At 40.1% G+C, this 16,701-nt stretch carries 21 protein-coding genes; 5 read left to right on the top strand and 16 right to left on the bottom strand.

Annotation, left to right across the window (positions count from 1 at the left end; translation table 11 throughout):
• The first annotated feature begins 49 nt into the window (after positions 1 to 49).
• Positions 50 to 925 carry an MNIO family bufferin maturase gene (gene bufB / locus F580_RS0104575; protein WP_019026512.1) on the top strand — a complete coding sequence of 292 codons (876 nt, stop codon included), beginning with the start codon at positions 50 to 52 and terminating at the stop codon, positions 923 to 925.
• The gene (locus F580_RS0104570) at positions 922 to 1,722 is read left to right on the top strand and encodes an HvfC/BufC N-terminal domain-containing protein (RefSeq protein WP_019026511.1); all 801 of its coding nucleotides are present in this window, start codon (positions 922 to 924) and stop codon (positions 1,720 to 1,722) included. Before bufB ends, F580_RS0104570 begins: the two co-directional genes overlap by 4 nt.
• A gap of 87 nt (positions 1,723 to 1,809) precedes the next feature.
• Here F580_RS0104570 and F580_RS27285 read toward each other — a convergent pair whose 3' ends face one another.
• The 4 genes from F580_RS27285 to F580_RS0104555 all read right to left on the bottom strand — a co-directional run bounded on the left by F580_RS27285 (position 1,810) and on the right by F580_RS0104555 (position 4,679).
• Positions 1,810 to 2,292 carry an NO-inducible flavohemoprotein gene (locus F580_RS27285; protein WP_019026510.1) on the bottom strand — a complete coding sequence of 161 codons (483 nt, stop codon included), beginning with the start codon at positions 2,290 to 2,292 and terminating at the stop codon, positions 1,810 to 1,812.
• A 245-nt stretch (positions 2,293 to 2,537) separates the two neighbouring features.
• Complete coding sequence (locus F580_RS27280; RefSeq protein WP_425393313.1) at positions 2,538 to 2,888, bottom strand: globin domain-containing protein; 351 nt, start codon at positions 2,886 to 2,888, stop codon at positions 2,538 to 2,540.
• Between the two features lie 221 nt (positions 2,889 to 3,109).
• Positions 3,110 to 4,405, bottom strand: a complete 1,296-nt coding sequence (locus tag F580_RS0104560) for an NnrS family protein (protein ID WP_019026509.1) — start codon at positions 4,403 to 4,405, stop codon at positions 3,110 to 3,112.
• Position 4,406: 1 nt separating this feature from the next.
• Positions 4,407 to 4,679, bottom strand: a complete 273-nt coding sequence (locus F580_RS0104555; RefSeq protein WP_019026508.1) for a hypothetical protein — start codon at positions 4,677 to 4,679, stop codon at positions 4,407 to 4,409.
• Positions 4,680 to 4,908: 229 nt separating this feature from the next.
• On the opposite strand from F580_RS0104555, the gene norR reads away from it, so the two are divergent.
• Positions 4,909 to 6,492, top strand: coding sequence for a nitric oxide reductase transcriptional regulator NorR (norR, locus tag F580_RS0104550; RefSeq protein ID WP_019026507.1), 1,584 nt, complete (start codon positions 4,909 to 4,911; stop codon positions 6,490 to 6,492).
• 108 nt (positions 6,493 to 6,600) lie between these two features.
• Here norR and F580_RS0104545 read toward each other — a convergent pair whose 3' ends face one another.
• The 12 genes from F580_RS0104545 to rpsJ form a co-directional block, all read right to left on the bottom strand.
• Positions 6,601 to 7,923 (bottom strand): amidohydrolase, encoded by a 1,323-nt coding sequence (locus F580_RS0104545; protein WP_019026506.1) that lies wholly within the window; start codon positions 7,921 to 7,923, stop codon positions 6,601 to 6,603.
• 461 nt (positions 7,924 to 8,384) lie between these two features.
• Positions 8,385 to 8,636 (bottom strand): 30S ribosomal protein S17, encoded by a 252-nt coding sequence (gene rpsQ / locus F580_RS0104540; protein ID WP_019026505.1) that lies wholly within the window; start codon positions 8,634 to 8,636, stop codon positions 8,385 to 8,387.
• Positions 8,636 to 8,827: a 50S ribosomal protein L29 gene (gene rpmC, locus F580_RS0104535; RefSeq protein WP_019026504.1), complete on the bottom strand. Its 192-nt coding sequence runs from the start codon at positions 8,825 to 8,827 to the stop codon at positions 8,636 to 8,638. Before rpmC ends, rpsQ begins: the two co-directional genes overlap by 1 nt.
• Positions 8,827 to 9,240, bottom strand: coding sequence for a 50S ribosomal protein L16 (gene rplP / locus F580_RS0104530; protein ID WP_019026503.1), 414 nt, complete (start codon positions 9,238 to 9,240; stop codon positions 8,827 to 8,829). Before rplP ends, rpmC begins: the two co-directional genes overlap by 1 nt.
• A gap of 11 nt (positions 9,241 to 9,251) precedes the next feature.
• Positions 9,252 to 9,947, bottom strand: a complete 696-nt coding sequence (gene rpsC / locus F580_RS0104525) for a 30S ribosomal protein S3 (protein ID WP_019026502.1) — start codon at positions 9,945 to 9,947, stop codon at positions 9,252 to 9,254.
• Between the two features lie 12 nt (positions 9,948 to 9,959).
• Positions 9,960 to 10,292 carry a 50S ribosomal protein L22 gene (rplV, locus tag F580_RS0104520; protein WP_019026501.1) on the bottom strand — a complete coding sequence of 111 codons (333 nt, stop codon included), beginning with the start codon at positions 10,290 to 10,292 and terminating at the stop codon, positions 9,960 to 9,962.
• Between the two features lie 10 nt (positions 10,293 to 10,302).
• Positions 10,303 to 10,578 (bottom strand): 30S ribosomal protein S19, encoded by a 276-nt coding sequence (gene rpsS / locus F580_RS0104515; protein WP_011041718.1) that lies wholly within the window; start codon positions 10,576 to 10,578, stop codon positions 10,303 to 10,305.
• A 97-nt stretch (positions 10,579 to 10,675) separates the two neighbouring features.
• Entirely contained in the window at positions 10,676 to 11,500 is an 825-nt protein-coding gene (rplB, locus tag F580_RS0104510; RefSeq protein ID WP_019026500.1) for a 50S ribosomal protein L2, read from the bottom strand.
• Positions 11,501 to 11,512: 12 nt separating this feature from the next.
• Positions 11,513 to 11,815, bottom strand: a complete 303-nt coding sequence (rplW, locus tag F580_RS0104505; RefSeq protein ID WP_011041720.1) for a 50S ribosomal protein L23 — start codon at positions 11,813 to 11,815, stop codon at positions 11,513 to 11,515.
• Complete coding sequence (gene rplD / locus F580_RS0104500) at positions 11,812 to 12,417, bottom strand: 50S ribosomal protein L4 (RefSeq protein ID WP_019026499.1); 606 nt, start codon at positions 12,415 to 12,417, stop codon at positions 11,812 to 11,814. Before rplD ends, rplW begins: the two co-directional genes overlap by 4 nt.
• 16 nt (positions 12,418 to 12,433) lie before the next feature.
• Positions 12,434 to 13,072: a 50S ribosomal protein L3 gene (gene rplC, locus F580_RS0104495; protein ID WP_019026498.1), complete on the bottom strand. Its 639-nt coding sequence runs from the start codon at positions 13,070 to 13,072 to the stop codon at positions 12,434 to 12,436.
• A 15-nt stretch (positions 13,073 to 13,087) separates the two neighbouring features.
• A complete protein-coding gene (gene rpsJ, locus F580_RS0104490; RefSeq protein ID WP_019026497.1) occupies positions 13,088 to 13,399 on the bottom strand; it encodes a 30S ribosomal protein S10 in 312 nt (103 codons plus the stop codon).
• A gap of 746 nt (positions 13,400 to 14,145) precedes the next feature.
• Here rpsJ and F580_RS0104480 point away from each other — a divergent pair.
• A complete protein-coding gene (locus F580_RS0104480) occupies positions 14,146 to 15,978 on the top strand; it encodes a sulfatase-like hydrolase/transferase (RefSeq protein ID WP_019026495.1) in 1,833 nt (610 codons plus the stop codon).
• A gap of 321 nt (positions 15,979 to 16,299) precedes the next feature.
• Positions 16,300 to 16,701: a diacylglycerol kinase gene (locus F580_RS0104475; RefSeq protein WP_019026494.1), complete on the top strand. Its 402-nt coding sequence runs from the start codon at positions 16,300 to 16,302 to the stop codon at positions 16,699 to 16,701.

Here is a 16,701-nt window from a genome sequence, read left to right as displayed (position 1 = left end):
AAATCACGGGTGCATTACAGAGTTATAGATAAAACGGGAAGCATAAATAATGCAAGGTATTCATGGGGTGGGAGTTGGGCTTAAACATCAGCATTTCCAGCAGTTTATTGAAGACAAACCTGATGTGCCTTGGTTAGAGGTTCATACCGAAAATTTTTTTAGCCAAGACAGTACTGCGGCAAAATATCTCGCTAAAATTAGCCTGGATTATCCGATATCAGCCCACTGTATTGGTATGTCTCTAGGCTCTGCGGCAACTGACTGCCCGGTACGAGAGCAACACTTACAAAGCATTAAAAAAACAGCCGCCTGGTTACAGCCAAGTTTACTTTCTGATCACTTATCTTGGAGCGGCTCTGAGAGCGGACACTTTTTGCCTGATTTACTTCCCATCCCGTTTACTGAAGAGGCCTTTGCTGTTGTCGTGACAAATATCAATCATGCACAAGATGTATTACAACGGCAGATATTAATAGAGAACCCATCAAGTTATTTAACTTATCTCGACTCGCCCATAGCGGAATGGCAGTTTTTGTCGGCACTGACACAAGAAACAGGCTGCGGGCTATTACTCGATGTGAATAATATATATGTCAGTGCTCATAATCAGGGTTTCGATGCGGTAGAGTATTTAACAAATATACCTGTTAAAGCGGTAAAAGAAATACATTTAGCGGGTTTTAGTATCGATAATATAGAGGGTGAAGAGGTCTATATAGATAGCCATGGAGAGAAGGTTTATCAGGGGGTTTGGCAACTTTACCAACAAGCTATTAAACGGTTTGGCGCTTTGCCAACCTTGATTGAATGGGACACAAATGTTCCCGAATTATCCGTGTTATTGGCAGAAAAAAAGAAAGCGGAAGTTATTATTCAAAATGAAGTAAACCTTGAAAATCTAGCGATTGATCAGGTTTGTTTATGACTAAATTAGCAGACCTACAGTCTAACTTTATTAAGGACTGTTTATCGGGTACTTTAACGGCTAATAATATTTCCATGGCAACGGAACTTGATACCCGTTCAATTTCTGCTCAAGGTTTAATGGGGATTTATCAACATAGTGCCATCGCCAATATTACTAGTTCACTAAGTCTAACTTATCCAGTGGTTGAAAAGTTAGTCGGTAAAGACTTCTTTGCACAAGTTAGTCGGCAATATATTTTTATTTATTGGCCAACAACAGCAAATATGGATGATTATGGTGAAAACTTTCCGCTATTTGTAGCTGAGTTAGAGCAAGCTAAATCATTAACTTACCTAAAAGATGTTGCCCAGCTTGAGTGGCTCTTTCATCAATGCTCTTTAGCAAAAGACAGTATTACCTTCGATTGGACTTTATTAGCAAAAGTGGCACCAGCAGACGCCTTGCAATTGAATTTTATCCTTGCTCCATCAGTAGCTTTAATCAAATCGACTCAGCCTATTGATAAAATATGGCAGATGAATCAAGAAAATGTCCCAGACAATAGTGAACTAGCCCTTGATGGTGACAATGAAACTAATATAGTGCTCTTTAAGCAGGCATTAAAAACACAAATGATAACTATAAGCGCGAGTGAATTTGCACTGCTACAGTCATTTGCTCAGGGTCATTCATTTGAAATGGCAATTGAGAGAGTAATGGCTAATACCACTATGATCGAAGCCGATAGCTCGATAGATAATATCCTTAAAAAATATATTGCCTTAGGTGTGATTTGCGGATTTTCGAAGTATTAATGCGCTCTTAGATAGCGAAAACTTAAATAAACCAGGACTCAATTTTGTGCCGGTTTATTATCAGCTACTTTAAATTATTCACTTTGTTTATAAATTAGCATGGGGACCAAACACTTGATAATGAATATTTGTCGCGACTACCCCTAAAGTCAGTAACTGTCGTTTGGAAAATTGCATGAAAGCAATCGGGTCACAAAGGTAAACGTTACCTTGCTCAATAGGTAAGTCTAGTTGCGTTAAATCCATCCTGCCTGAGTGAATATGCGCTTGTTCAACGGTTTGATTACGATACCAAATGGTTTGCTGCCAGTTGTTATCATCAATAAGCGCTGTTGTTCTTGCCGCAAAAGAATGCTGTTCACTATTTTCACAGGCATGTAGATAATGCACAGAATTGCTGTAACCTTGTTGGGCTAGTGTTTCTGACATGGCTTGCATAGGGGTAATACCTACCCCCGCAGATAACAATACTACCGGGGCTTGACGATCACTAAAGAGAAAATCGCCTGCTGGCGCGTATAAATCAATCTCATAACCAACATATAGCTCATCATGTAAATAATTAGACACTATGCCTTTAATAGCCGATTTATTAGCCGTAGCGTCAGTAACTTCACCTAGTTCTCGCTTTACTGAAATTCGATAAGTTTGACCATTGGCTTTATCAGATAAAGAGTATTGACGTATTTCTTTAAATTCACAGCTTGGAATCCGTCACTTCAATACTTAAGTACTGACCTGGCTTAAATCCTATTACCGGTTTGTCATCAACAGGCATAAAAATAAAGCTGGTGACCAATTTTGACTCTACGATTTTATCTATCAAGGTGAATACTCTGGCATCGCGCTAACCGCCTAAAGTATCGGCGCGCTTGGTAAAGCTCTGCTTCCCTATCAATAAATATTTGCGCTAAAAATTGATAGGCTGCTGTCCACGCTTCTTCAACATCAGCAGTGAAAGTTTCGCCGGCTAATTCACGTAGCGTTTCGATCAGGTGGTGGCCAACAATAGCGTAGTGCGGCGCTTTAATATTAAAGCTGGTATGTTTTTGGGCAATGCGCTCTATCGCGGTTGTTAAAATAGCTAAATTTTCAATGTTTTTAGCATAGGCCGCTATAGCTTCAAACAAAGCCACTTGTTGTCTACCTGAGTGTTGATTGGCCATATTGAATATGTCTTTCAGCTCAGGGTTATGGGCGAATAGACGTTGATAAAAATGATTTGTTAATGCGGGGCCGGCGTTCTCTAAAGGGGAATGGTACTTTTTATAATATCGATGTGCTTATCAGTTAACATGGTTACTCCTAAGGTAAATTGAAAAATAAACCCTAGGCAAAATTACTTAGGGTGTTTTAAATGGGTTTATGGACTTTGGTATTGCTTTATCTAGCGATTAAAGTTCTTCTCAATTTTCTTAGTGGTCAAAATAACGAGGTAAACTTTTAAGAACAAAGCCCCGGCGATTAGCCAAGCTAAGGCGCTAATATTCCAAGCCAGCAGTGTTTGATTTATTAATATTGGCAAGAAAGACCAAGAGAGTGACGGTAGAATTACTCGCGCCAGTGCTGAAAGAATAATAAGACAAAATAGCCATGAAACCAGTTTACTCGGTGTTAAGGCTCTGCCTGTGTGGCCAAGAGATACTCGGCTCATCATGGCAAAAATCATTAAGCCCATTGCTGCTATGGTGATTAAATGCAATGCATCGCCAAAGGGTATGGTTAGCTGAATAGGGCTAATGCCCTCGGTCGAAAGGTAGCTCATACCCAATAATATTAGCCCTAAGCCAAGAGAAAAATAGGCTAAGTGTAAGGACCACAATAAAGCGATATTTCGGGTGGCAAAGCTACGCCAATAACTTTGTCTTATAAGGTGCAGTAATCCTGAAGCTATCATTAATCCAGCCGGACTAAAGGGTAAATTAATAAAAATCGAGCTAAAAAATACCAGTACACCTGAAATTGAAGTGATAGTAAGTAAGGGTGTCAACCAATGGGGAGATTTGATTGGCTCGAGCTTAGCGCCGGAGACAGTGAAGAAGGGAATTACTCGTCCCCCTAATATCCCCATCAATAAACAAAACATCAGTACACAGGTTCTAGCAATATGTCGAGTTAGTTCATAATGGCCGGTAAAATCGAGTAGTAAGAGGGCAATATTAAGTAGCATTAATACGGACAATAACGGAATAAATAGGTAATTTCGGCGGTTGCTACTTTTTAGTACTAAACGCGTAAAGACAACAATCGTGCCTAACCACCAACAACTTTGCAAGACGATGGCGATGATAATAGTACTGGGTAAATTAACCAGCAAAGCAACTCTAACTAGCAACCAGATTGCAATAAAGCCGACTACCGGCAAGCCTTTTATACTTGGTTGGCCAGTCCAAGTTTGGGCTGCGGTGAGAATAAAACCAACGGCCACTGTAGCGCCAAAGCCAAAAATCATTTCATGGATATGCCAGGCTAGGGGCGAAATACCATTACCGGCAAAAGTGAAATAGCCATTAAAATACGCAGCCCAAATACCAAGCGTGAACAGTGAGCCAATAACTGCCAGCAGAAAGTAGCTTCTAAACGGTAAGTCTAAGACTGGATGTTGATTTAAATAGTTGAGTGCATCTTTACCTTGATGATCACAAGTTAGTTGAGCTATCTCTGGATCTTGAATCTGTAACATATTAAAAGTTCCTTTTACCAAAGCCATGTAATGCAATACAGCGCAAGACATAACCAATTTTGAGTAAAGCAGCGAAAACTATGGTGGCAATATGGGCCGATATTTGCGCTGGAATGGTGAAGTATTGGTCATAAGCGAAAGTGATAAAGATACAAGAGGCGACAACTAGAAAAGACGTCAACATTAAATAGTTGCCTATTACTAAGCATTTTTGCAAGCCTAGTGCGTGGTCAATATTAGGAAGTTGGCTAGCGATAAAAAATTGTGAATACATGGTGCACTCTTATCGATTATTGATTTAGTTCGGTTATTTAAATCTAACATTGCAAAGTAAGTGCCAATTATATTTATACCTTATATTCAATAGTTTACCTTTGTTTGGTTTATTTATGTAGTCATATTGACATACATAAATTGTGGTCATAATGACTCTTACGTGTTATTTTGTCTGATGTGAGGTGAGCTAAGGCTTTCATCGAAATTCGTCAATATCAGGTTCAACAATGAAACAAATATCATCAACGGCAATTATTGAGCTAGCAATCGACCTTGCTAGTAGCTTAAATAGTAAAGATAGGTTCGATCGGTTATTAGATACCGTCAGAAAGACTATTACCTGTGATGCTGTTGCATTACTCTCTTATCATGGCGATGTACTGAAACCCATTGCGCTACAAGGCTTAAGTAGGGACACTTTAGGCCGGCGTTTTTATATTGCAGAACACCCAAGGTTTTTAGCACTTTGTCAGTCAAAATCGCCGATTCGTTTTGCTGCCGACTCGCCGTTACCCGATCCCTATGATGGTTTATTGATCGATAGAGCTGGCGATTTACCCGTGCATTCATGCATGGGCTTGCCTTTGTACTACGATGATAATTTGTTGGGATTATTAACCATAGATAGCCTAACGCCCCATGATTTTGAAGATATTGAGGTGCGTACGCTAGAAGTTATTTCAGCGATGGCGGCAGCCACCCTCAATACGGCATTTTTACTGGAGCAACTTGAAAGTAGGGCCGACCATTCACAGCTAGTAGTCGCTGAGTTAACCGAAGAAGCATGGAAACGAGATGGTGGTGAACTTATCGGTGATAGTCCCATCATGTCACAACTCAAACAAGAGTTAGATATAGTCGCCTCATCTGATTTTAATATTTTAATCTATGGGGATACAGGTGTTGGTAAAGAACTGGTTGCTCGTACCTTGCACCAAAAATCACTCCGCCAACATGGTCCTATGGTTTATGTAAATTGTGCGGCGTTACCGGAAAACTTGATTGAAAGTGAGCTTTTTGGCCATGTAAAAGGCGCTTTTACCGGAGCCGATAGAAACCGAGCCGGTAAATTTTCACTGGCCGATGGCGGCACTTTATTTCTAGATGAAATTGGCGAGTTACCACTAGTGGCGCAAAGTAAGATATTAAGAGCGATACAAAGTAATGAAATTCAACCTGTAGGCCAAGACAATGTTGAAGAAGTGAATGTTCGTATTGTTGCTGCCACCAATCGAGACTTAAAAAAAGAAGTAGCTGAAGGGCGTTTTCGTGCTGACTTGTACCATAGGTTAAGTGTTTATCCTATTAGGGTGCCAGGACTTTATGAAAGGGTTGGCGATGTCCAATTATTAGCGGGGTATTTTGTCGAGCAAACCAGACGCAAGCTCGGCATTACTCAGTTAAAAATAACCGAACAAGCGATTGTTCACTTAACGCAATATGACTGGCCAGGTAATGTTCGTGAATTAGAGCACGTGATCAGCCGAGCAACGCTAAAGGCACGTGCCCGCCAACGAGGTAAGGCGATAATCGTGATAGAACCAGTGGATTGCGGCTCACTTAACGCTGTTGGCGTTGAGTTGCCGATAGAGCTGATTACTGAACATAGTTTGTCATCGACAGCGAATGATAGTGTTAACTTATCGTTAAAAGCAGAGACTGAAAATTTTCAAAAGCAATTAATTAGTCGAGTACTTAAAAATGAAGAAGGTAATTGGGCGGCAGCAGCACGGCGGTTATCAACAGATAGGGCTAACTTAAACCGTATTGCTAAACGTTTGCATATTAAAGTGGTCAAGTCAGTGGTTTAAGATCCGTTTAATAAATACAACTTTAAAAGTAGTATTAGGGAATTATTACCAGTGATTGAACAAGCGACTAGTTTTATTACTAGTCGCTTGTACTCAGTTACTCAGTAGCTACTTCGCTAGAATTGTTAACACGGCACTATTCATTGCTTGTGTTGCTGTGCTAATGACTTTTTCAGCATCAGGTGCCCAAAAAGGGCTGTGCAGTGAGGGTAAGACCGCACCCGTTGCTTGAGCTGCTTGCCACTTATCATCAGGTACACCACCGACCCAAAATATCATGCTTTTAATACTTTTATCGGCTTTGTAATAGCGACCAAAATCTTCACCCGCCATGACCGCAGGTACTTCAATAACGCGATCTTTACCTAGCTCGGCAGTAAATAGCTCTGCCATGCTTTTGGTAAATTCAGGTTCATTATAAGTCGCTGGAGTAAATTCATCTTTCACCGTAACTACCGGTAATAAATTTTCCGGCAAACCCATAGCGATGCCTTCACCTTTGGCAATTCTAGCGATGCCATCAAGTAATTTTTTACGTGTTTCATCTGAGTAGCTACGCACGGTTAGCAATAATAGAGCCTGATCAGAAATAATATTGTGCTTAGTGCCTGATTGAAAGCTGCCAACGGTAACTACAGCAGGGTCTTGCGGGTTTAATTCTCGGCTAACTAACGTTTGTAAAGCGCCAACAATACGCGCGCCTAAAACAATGGGATCTTTAGTGGTGTGTGGGTAAGCGCCATGACCACCAACGCCTTTAACATCAATATTGACACTATCAACATTGGCGAAGGTATAACCCGGCGTATAACCAATGACACCAGCTTTTAAGCTAGCTGAATTATGAAAGGCTAAAGCATAATCAGGTTTAGGAAAACGTTTATATAAACCGTCAGCCAACATGTCCTTTGCACCACGGCCACGTTCTTCAGCAGGTTGTAAGATCATCACTAAAGTACCCGACCAGTTTTTTTTGTTTTCGCTGAGTAACTTTGCCGTACCAAGCCAACTAGTCATATGGGTATCGTGCGCACAAGCATGCATGACATAGACTTGTTGACCTTCCTCCGTTGTGGTGGTTACCTTAGAAGCAAAGGCTAAACCGGTTTGTTCTTTTACTGGCAGGGCATCCATATCGGCGCGAATTAATACCGTCGGGCCTTTACCATTTTTTAATACCGCAACCACACCAGTACCTCCGACTTTTTCAGTGACTTCAAAACCTAAAGCTCGTGCTTTTTTAGCAAGTATTTTGGCAGTATTAAATTCTACGCTAGATAGCTCAGGGCTTTGGTGCAAATCTTTATATAGCATCATTAACTCGGGCATTACTGCTTTTACTAACTTGGCATTAGTATTCGTAGTGGCAGCATAACTTAAGGAACTGTAGACAAGGCACAATACAGCGGTTGTAAATGCTATAGATTTCATTGGATTACTCAGTTAAAGATTAAAAAACCATCTTAGCTTAATGAGTTGAGTGGTTCAATCGCTGTGTTTTATTTGGTGAGTTTACAAGTGAAACGAGGCCATTGAGGTCGCAAGGGTGGGGTACTAATTTTCACGTCCTTCCCCTTAAAGGTAAGGGCTGCAGACTTAGAAATCATCACAATTTATACTTTGTTTTAAACAAAAAAAAGACCTTAACAAATAAATATTAAGGTCTTTTGGTAACTATTTAAAGTTTAATTAAGGTTAAATATTAACTTTCGAGAGTATTAAGCTTTTGTAATTATGTCACTCATTTCTCCGTCCTGCTCTTTAAAGGTAGGGCTGCAGACTTAGAAACAATCACATTTTTTTACTTTATTTTAAACAAAAAAAGACCTTAGCAAATAAATGCTAAGGTCTTTTGGTAACTATTTAAAGTTTAATTAAGTATAAATACTAAATTAAGCTTTTGTAATTACGTCAACTAATTTCCAGTTTTTAGACTTAGAAATTGGTGCAACTTCAGTAATAGTTACGATATCGCCTTCGTTACATACGTTAGCTTCATCATGTGCTTTCAACTTAGTTGAACGCGTGATGTATTTACCGTACATAGGATGCTTAACGCGACGTTCGATCATTACAACGATAGACTTATCCATCTTGTTACTGATAACAACGCCTTGTACTGTGCGGATTTTAACTTCGCTCATTACTTACCTGCCTTTTCAGTGATGATAGTCTTAACACGTGCAATATTGCGACGTACGATTTTTAGCAAATGAGTTTGTGCTAATTGACCAGTGCTTGCTTGCATGCGGTAGTTAAACTGCTCGCGAAGAAGTTCTAGTAATTCAGCATTTAGCTCTTCAATGCTTTTTGCTTTAAGTTCACTAACTTTCATTACAATGCCGTCCTAGTTACGAAGGTAGTTTTGAATGGAAGTTTAGCAGCTGCTAAAGCAAAAGCTTCACGTGCGATCTCTTCAGAAACACCTTCCATTTCATAAAGAACACGACCTGGAAGAATTTGGCAAACCCAATATTCTACAGAACCCTTACCTTTACCCATACGAACCTCAAGAGGTTTTTTAGTAATTGGCTTATCAGGGAATACGCGTATCCAGATTTTACCTTGACGTTTAACATGACGAGTCATGGCACGACGAGCGGCTTCAATTTGGCGCGCAGTCATACGACCACGTTCTAGTGATTTCAAACCGAAAGTACCGAAGCTAACTGAACTACCGACGTGTGCAAGACCACGGTTGCGCATTTTAAATTGCTTACGGAATTTAGTACGTTTTGGTTGTAACATTACTTATTCCCCTACTTCGCTTTGCGGTTGTTTTTTCTTTTAGGCTTAGCAGCTGGTTGCTCTGCTTCTAATGGCATTTTGCCAATAATTTCACCTTTAAAGATCCAAACTTTGATACCAATAACACCATAAGTAGTGTTACCACGCGCAATTGCGTAGTCAATATCAGCACGGAATGTATGTAAAGGTACACGACCTTCACGATACCATTCAGCACGTGCGATATCAGCGCCGCCTAAGCGACCACTAACTTGTACTTTGATGCCTTTAGCGCCAAGACGCATTGCGTTTTGAACGGCACGCTTCATAGCGCGACGGAACATAACACGACGTTCTAATTGACTAGCAATGCTGTCAGCAACAAGCTGCGCATCCATTTCTGGCTTACGTACTTCAGCGATGTTGATTTGAGCAGGAACACCAGCAATTTTGGTAATCGCTAAACGTAGTTTCTCAACATCTTCGCCTTTCTTACCGATAACAACACCTGGACGAGCCGTGTGAATTGTTACGCGGATAGATTTAGCTGGACGTTCGATTATCACTTTTGAAAGTGATGCACGTTTAAGCTTTTCTTTTAAAAATTCGCGAACCTTATAGTCGCCGTCTAAGTTGCTAGCAAAATCTTTTGTGCTTGCAAACCAAGTAGACGCGAAAGGTTTCGTTATACCTAAGCGAATACCGGTAGGATTAACTTTTTGACCCATACTAATATACTCCTAAGAATCAGACACGATCACAGTGATGTGACTAGTGCGCTTGATGATGCGATCGGCTCGGCCTTTCGCACGTGGCATAATACGTTTCATTGTTGGACCATCGTCAATTAAAATTGTTTTAACGAATAATTCATCAATATCTGCACCTTCGTTATGCTCGGCATTTGCGATAGCTGAGTTAAGAACTTTTTTAACTAACTCAGCAGCTTTCTTGTTGCTGTAAGTTAGAATTTCAAGTGCTTTCTCAACATTTACGCCACGGATTTGATCCGCAACTAAACGCGCTTTCTGAGCAGAACCGCGGGCAAATTTATGTATAGCTATTGCTTGCATTTAATTTCCCCTATTTCTTCGCTTTCTTATCAGCGACATGACCGCGATAAGTACGAGTTGGTGCAAATTCGCCTAATTTGTGACCGATCATTTCTTCGGTTACAAATACAGGAACGTGTTGACGGCCATTATGGACAGCGATGGTCAATCCGATCATTGTAGGAATGATCATTGAACGACGGGACCAAGTTTTAATTGGCTTTTTATTCCCGCTTTCCACCGCTTTCTCTACCTTCGTCAACAAGTGTAGGTCAATAAATGGACCTTTCTTGAGGGAACGTGGCATGGTGAATCCTTATATAATTCAAATTCTTCATGTTGAACCTAGTCTTAACATAAGTTAGCTAAGTTCAAGCAATCAGAATATTAGTTTAATGTACTAATTACTTAGTACGACGACGAACGATAAATTTATCAGTACGTTTGTTCGAACGAGTCTTGTAACCCTTAGTTGGTACACCCCAAGGTGATACCGGGTGACGACCGCCAGATGTTTTACCTTCACCACCACCGTGTGGGTGATCAACTGGGTTCATGGCAACACCACGAACAGTTGGGCGAACACCGCGCCAGCGTGAAGCACCAGCTTTACCAAGTTGGCGAAGCATGTGTTCAGCGTTGCCGATTTCACCTAAAGTAGCACGACAATCTGCTTCAACTTTACGCATTTCGCCAGAGCGAAGACGTAAAGTAACGTAAGCACCTTCTTTCGCAACTAATTGTGCGTAAGTACCAGCAGCACGTGCGATTTGAGCACCTTTACCTGGTTTAAGTTCGATTGCGTGAATAACACTACCTAACGGTAGGTTACGTAACGGCATAGTGTTACCAGATTTGATAGGAGCATCTACACCAGACTGGATTGTATCTCCAGCGCTTAAGCCTTTAGGGGCTAGGATGTAACGACGTTCACCATCAGCATATAATACTAATGCGATGTTAGCGCTTCGGTTTGGATCGTATTCTAAACGTTCAACTTTGGCTGGAATGCCATCTTTAAGACGTTTAAAATCAATAATACGATAATGTTGCTTATGACCACCACCAATGTGACGAACCGTAATGCGACCATTATTGTTACGACCACCAGACTTAGACTTAGTGTCTAATAATGGTGCATAAGGCTTACCTGTATGAAGCTCTTTGTTTACCACTTTAACTAGGTGACGACGACCCGGAGAAGTAGGTTTACATTTTACTATAGCCATTTTAACTGCTCCTTATGATTCCGCGCCAACGAAGTCGATGTCACTACCTTCTGCAAGAGTAACGTAGGCTTTTTTCCAGTCGTTACGACGACCAAAACGAGCACCGGTACGTTTTACTTTACCCTTAACATTAAGTGTATTAACACCTTCAACTGTAACTTCAAAAAGTTTCTCAACTGCGGCTTTAATTTCAGCTTTAGTTGCATCTGTAGCTACTTTGAAAACAACAGTGTTGTTTGCTTCAGCGGCTGTAGTTGCTTTTTCAGAAATATTCGGTGCTAAAAGCACTTTCAACAAACGTTCTTCGTTTATCATGCTAAAATCCCCTCAATTTCTTTAATTGCATCTGCAGTGATTAAAACTTTTTCGAAACCAACCAAGCTTACAGGGTCGATTGCTGCAACGTCACGAACGTCAACTTTGTACAAGTTGCGTGCTGATAAGAACAAGTTCTCGTCAACTTCTTTCGTTACAATCAATACGTCTTTAAGCTCTAAACCTTTTAACTTGGCAACAAGTTCTTTAGTTTTAGGCGTTTCTACCGAAAAATCGTTAACTACTACTAAACGGTCTTGACGAACTAGTTCAGATAGGATGCTAGCGATAGCACCACGATACATTTTACGGTTAACTTTTTGGCTGTGATCTTGAGGTTTAGCAGCGAATGTTACGCCACCAGAACGCCAAATTGGACCACGAGTAGTACCGGCACGTGCACGGCCAGTACCTTTTTGGCGCCATGGTTTTGCACCACCGCCGCTAACTTCTGAGCGAGTTTTTTGAGCACGAGTACCTTGACGAGCACCAGCTGCATAAGCAACTACTACTTGGTGTACTAACGCTTCGTTAAACTCACGTCCAAAAGTTGCTTCAGATACTTCAAGAGCACCTGTTGCGTCTTTTAATGATAATTCCATCAGAAAATCTCCTGGACTAAGCTTTAACAGCTGGTTTGATGATTACGTTGCCATTGATAGCACCCGGAACTGCGCCTTTAACAAGCAACAAGTTACGTTCTGCGTCAACACGAACCAATTCTAGGTTTTGTGTAGTAACGCGCACAGCACCCATGTGACCAGACATTTTCTTGCCTTTAAATACGCGACCTGGTGTTTGACATTGACCTAACGAACCGTTAGAGCGATGTGATAACGAAACACCATGCGTTGCATGTTGCATAGTAAAGTTCCAGCGTTTAATACCGCCTTGGAAACCTTTACCTTTCGATGTACCAGTAACGTCAACTAATTTAGTGTCATTGAATAACTCTACAGTGATTTCACTGCCAGCTTTAATATCACTACCTTCGTTTTCGTTTAAACGGAATTCCCACAAGCCGCGGCCTGCTTCGATACCTGCTTTCGCGAAATGTCCAGCAGCTGGTTTAGTTACACGGCTTGCTTTACGCTTGCCCGTAGTAACTTGTAGCGCTGAATAACCATCGTTGTCAACTGTCTTAACTTGAGCAACACGGTTTGCTTCAACTTCAATAACAGTAACAGGGATTGAAACACCATCTTCTGTGAAGACACGAGTCATACCCACTTTACGTCCAACTAGACCTATAGTCATTGTTAAATTCCCCTATTAACCCAAGCTGATTTGAACATCAACGCCAGCTGCAAGATCTAAACGCATTAATGCGTCTACAGTCTTTTCAGTCGGCTCAACGATATCAATCAGACGCTTGTGAGTACGAATTTCGTATTGATCACGTGCATCTTTGTTAACGTGTGGAGAAGTCAAGATAGTGAAACGTTCTTTGCGAGTAGGAAGTGGGATTGGACCACGAACCTGTGCGCCAGTACGCTTTGCAGTATCAACGATCTCTGCAGTAGATTGATCTATCAAACGATGATCGAACGCTTTCAAACGAATGCGAATTCTTTGATTTGACATAAAGACAAATCCCCTTTTTTAAAGAACAAAAAAATACATCCCTCTACTTCCTTATATGCCGGAAGGGGGTGTATTAACTAATAAACATTCAACTCAAAATTAGAGCTGCTGTGAAATAAACAAGAATCTAGTTCTTCTTTATTTAGTGCTATAAGCCGTCACGTGAGTAAAGACCTTAGCAAAACACACTCAATTTGGCTGAATGCGAGCGCGTATTATACAAGAAATCTTACTATGTGCAAGCTTTTGTTGCTTGTTATTCGCTAAGCTTTCTGGGGGCAGATAATCCGTTGTTATATATTGGCTATTGTCGGTGGGTAAATTAAAACCAATGCCTATAATAAGCAGTGCTATACCTATATAAAAGCTAATCATGATTAGCTATCTCCTCGTCCAAGACTAGGGAAACCGTGTGCGATGCTTGTATTAAACAGGCGATGTTATTGATAACAACTGCAACGAAATTATTAAGGGCATGCTGCAACAGATGATGAGTTACTTAGCTCCTTAACTACAGTCCATTTTACTTGGCTAATCAAGCTATTTAAGTAGGCCTTGCAAGCAAGGGTTTAGGTCTTACATAAACTTACATCTGCTATTGAGTTGCTTACACTCTTACCTACCTGGTTTACATTTTCGTTACACTTGTCTTACTGTTAGTCAAATTTCATTGAATTAGGATTTATGCACCTATCCCTTAAGATGATATTCAGCTAATAATCAGTGCTGAATTAGCTGCCACTTCAATGAAAACTTTACTTAATCACCTACAATTTGCCGCACGTTATGTATTAATCAGCTTTATTACTAGCCTAGCGCTGTTAACTGTATTTATATATTCAGCTTACCAGCATGGAACTTTTAGCACTTTACTCTATGGTCTGAGTATCCCAAGTTATTATTATCTAATTTACTTGCTACTCACCTTGATGTTAACGCCACTGTTATATTTTAATCAAGTTGCTGTACTGATCATTATTCCTAAAGTACTACTAGACCTATTTTTACTCGCGGACATCTTGGTCTTTAATATTTATCGTTTTCATATCGATATGCTTTTTATAGAAATGGCTATCTTTGATTTTCAAGGCATAGGCCTATCGTGGGGCATGAGTTTACTGGTTATTATGGTAGCTATTGCTGTTGTCGCCCTACAAGTATTTATTTATGGCAAAGCTAAGCAATTAGTCAATATGAAAACTACCATGGCTAATATTGGTATTATTACTTTGTTTCTCTTGGGACAAGGCATACATATTTGGGGTAACTACACTAAGCAAGAGAGCATTCTGACCTATACACCTTATATGCCTTATTACGCACCCATTACTTCAACGGCTTTGATGTCGAAGTTACACCAACGCTACCCAGAGTTAATTGTCATTCATAACAGTAGTAATGCAACCATCTTTAATAATCAAACATCATCGCAACGTTTTAACTATCCAATTAAGCCACTGGTTTTTGATAAAGGAGATAAGAAAGCCGCACTTAATGTTCTGCTGTTTGTAGTTGAGAGTTGGCGAGCCGATATGCTGACCAGTGAAGTAACTCCCTATATTGCTGAGTTTGCCAAAAGAAGTCACCAGTTTGAAAACCATTACAGTGGCGGAAATGTCACTGTTTCAGGGTTATTTAGTTTAATGTATGGCTTAAATCCGAGCTATTTAGCGAGTGCCCAAGCAGCCCCCTTTAAGTATCAAACAATGCTGACCAAGAGCTTTGCCCAGCAGGGTTACGATATTAGCTCATACAGTGGCTCCAATTTTAATCGTTTTGCCATGAAGCCAATGTTTTTTGGCGAAATTGACGAGCGCCTTTATATTTACCCACAGCAAGGGCGTAGCAGTAAAAATGATAAAAAAGTAGCAGAAAAAGTTATCGCTGATATTAAATTGGCGAGTAATGATAAACCTTGGTTTAAATTTGTATTTTTGACTTCATCACATCATGATTATGATTACCCTGAGCAATATAAAAAATTTATACCGACCCCTAAGATAACGGCGGAATTTCTTGTTAACAAACATATTCATGCGCAGCCATTTCTAAATGACTACCAGAACTCGCTACATTATATAGACGCGTTGTTTAATCAAATTCATCAAGCACTGATTAATAGTGGTCAAGATAAAAATACCCTTATTATTATCACTGCAGACCACGGTGAAGAATTCAATGATAATAAACAAGGCTATTGGGGACATGGTAGCAATTTTACTAAAGCACAAACGACAGTGCCGTTAGTCATGCACATTCCGGGTGAAAAGAATCTAGTTAAGGAAATTAATCGCTCTGCTCATGTTGATATAGTACCAACACTATTAAGACATGTATTAAATACCGCTTCACCGTTATCACACTTTAGCTCGGGTTTTGACTTGTTTGATTTACCGATACAGCGTGGCGTGGCTATGGCAAGCTATAAAGATAAAGCGTATTTAGTCGATAATACGGTTTATTCCAGCGGCTTGATAACCAATAAATATCATATTAATGATCTGAATAAAAAACCTGATGCCATTAACTATCAACAACTGCAAATCTTGCGGCAGCAAGATAGCCATTTTCTTCAATAGGTTCATACTCATTACTATTCATGGTGCAAAGATTCAGTGGGAGTTAAAATGACTTGAGGTAAGGAGAGGAGGTTTTGTATAGTCACTCTATAATTTGTTTCTTTAACTTAGTATAAAGTCATTTTAAACCCATCGAAGAAGCGCTTGAACAACATCACTTCATCGTTGCTGTGATTTATAATGACGCTACATGGATGTAGCCTATTAGAGAATGCAGGAGCACATTCTCCTGAATAACCATTATTTCATCACAGCGCCTTGAATTGAAATTGCTCAAACACTCTGAAGCATGCACCTTGATTAGTAACGGGTATTATTAATATGAATGAAAATGATTCACCACCAGAGAAGAATAAGCCAAATGGTTCCGGCTTTAGCCGAATCTTAAAAGCAACGCGTTGCTCTTTTCTAGGCTTACAAGCCGCTTATAAACATGAATCCGCATTTAGGCAAGAGTTATGTTTATGCCTTGGCTTATTTCCTCTTAGTTTATTTATTGCCACTAGTGGTATGCAGTTAGCATTATTATTAAGCTCTTTAATCTTATTACTGTTAGTGGAAGTTATAAATTCAGCGATAGAAGCTGTGGTAGACAGGATTGGCCTTGAACATCATGAGCTATCAGGTCGGGCAAAAGATCTTGGCTCTGCTGCGGTATTTTTAGCTCTTTCTATTTGTGTGGTTACCTGGGGCGGTATTTTATTTGATAATTTCTTAAGCTAG

Source organism: Colwellia piezophila ATCC BAA-637 (assembly GCF_000378625.1).
Lineage (GTDB): Bacteria > Pseudomonadota > Gammaproteobacteria > Enterobacterales > Alteromonadaceae > Colwellia > Colwellia piezophila.
The sequence above is the reverse complement of the archived record's forward strand: the minus strand, read 5'-3'. Positions and strand labels throughout refer to the sequence as shown.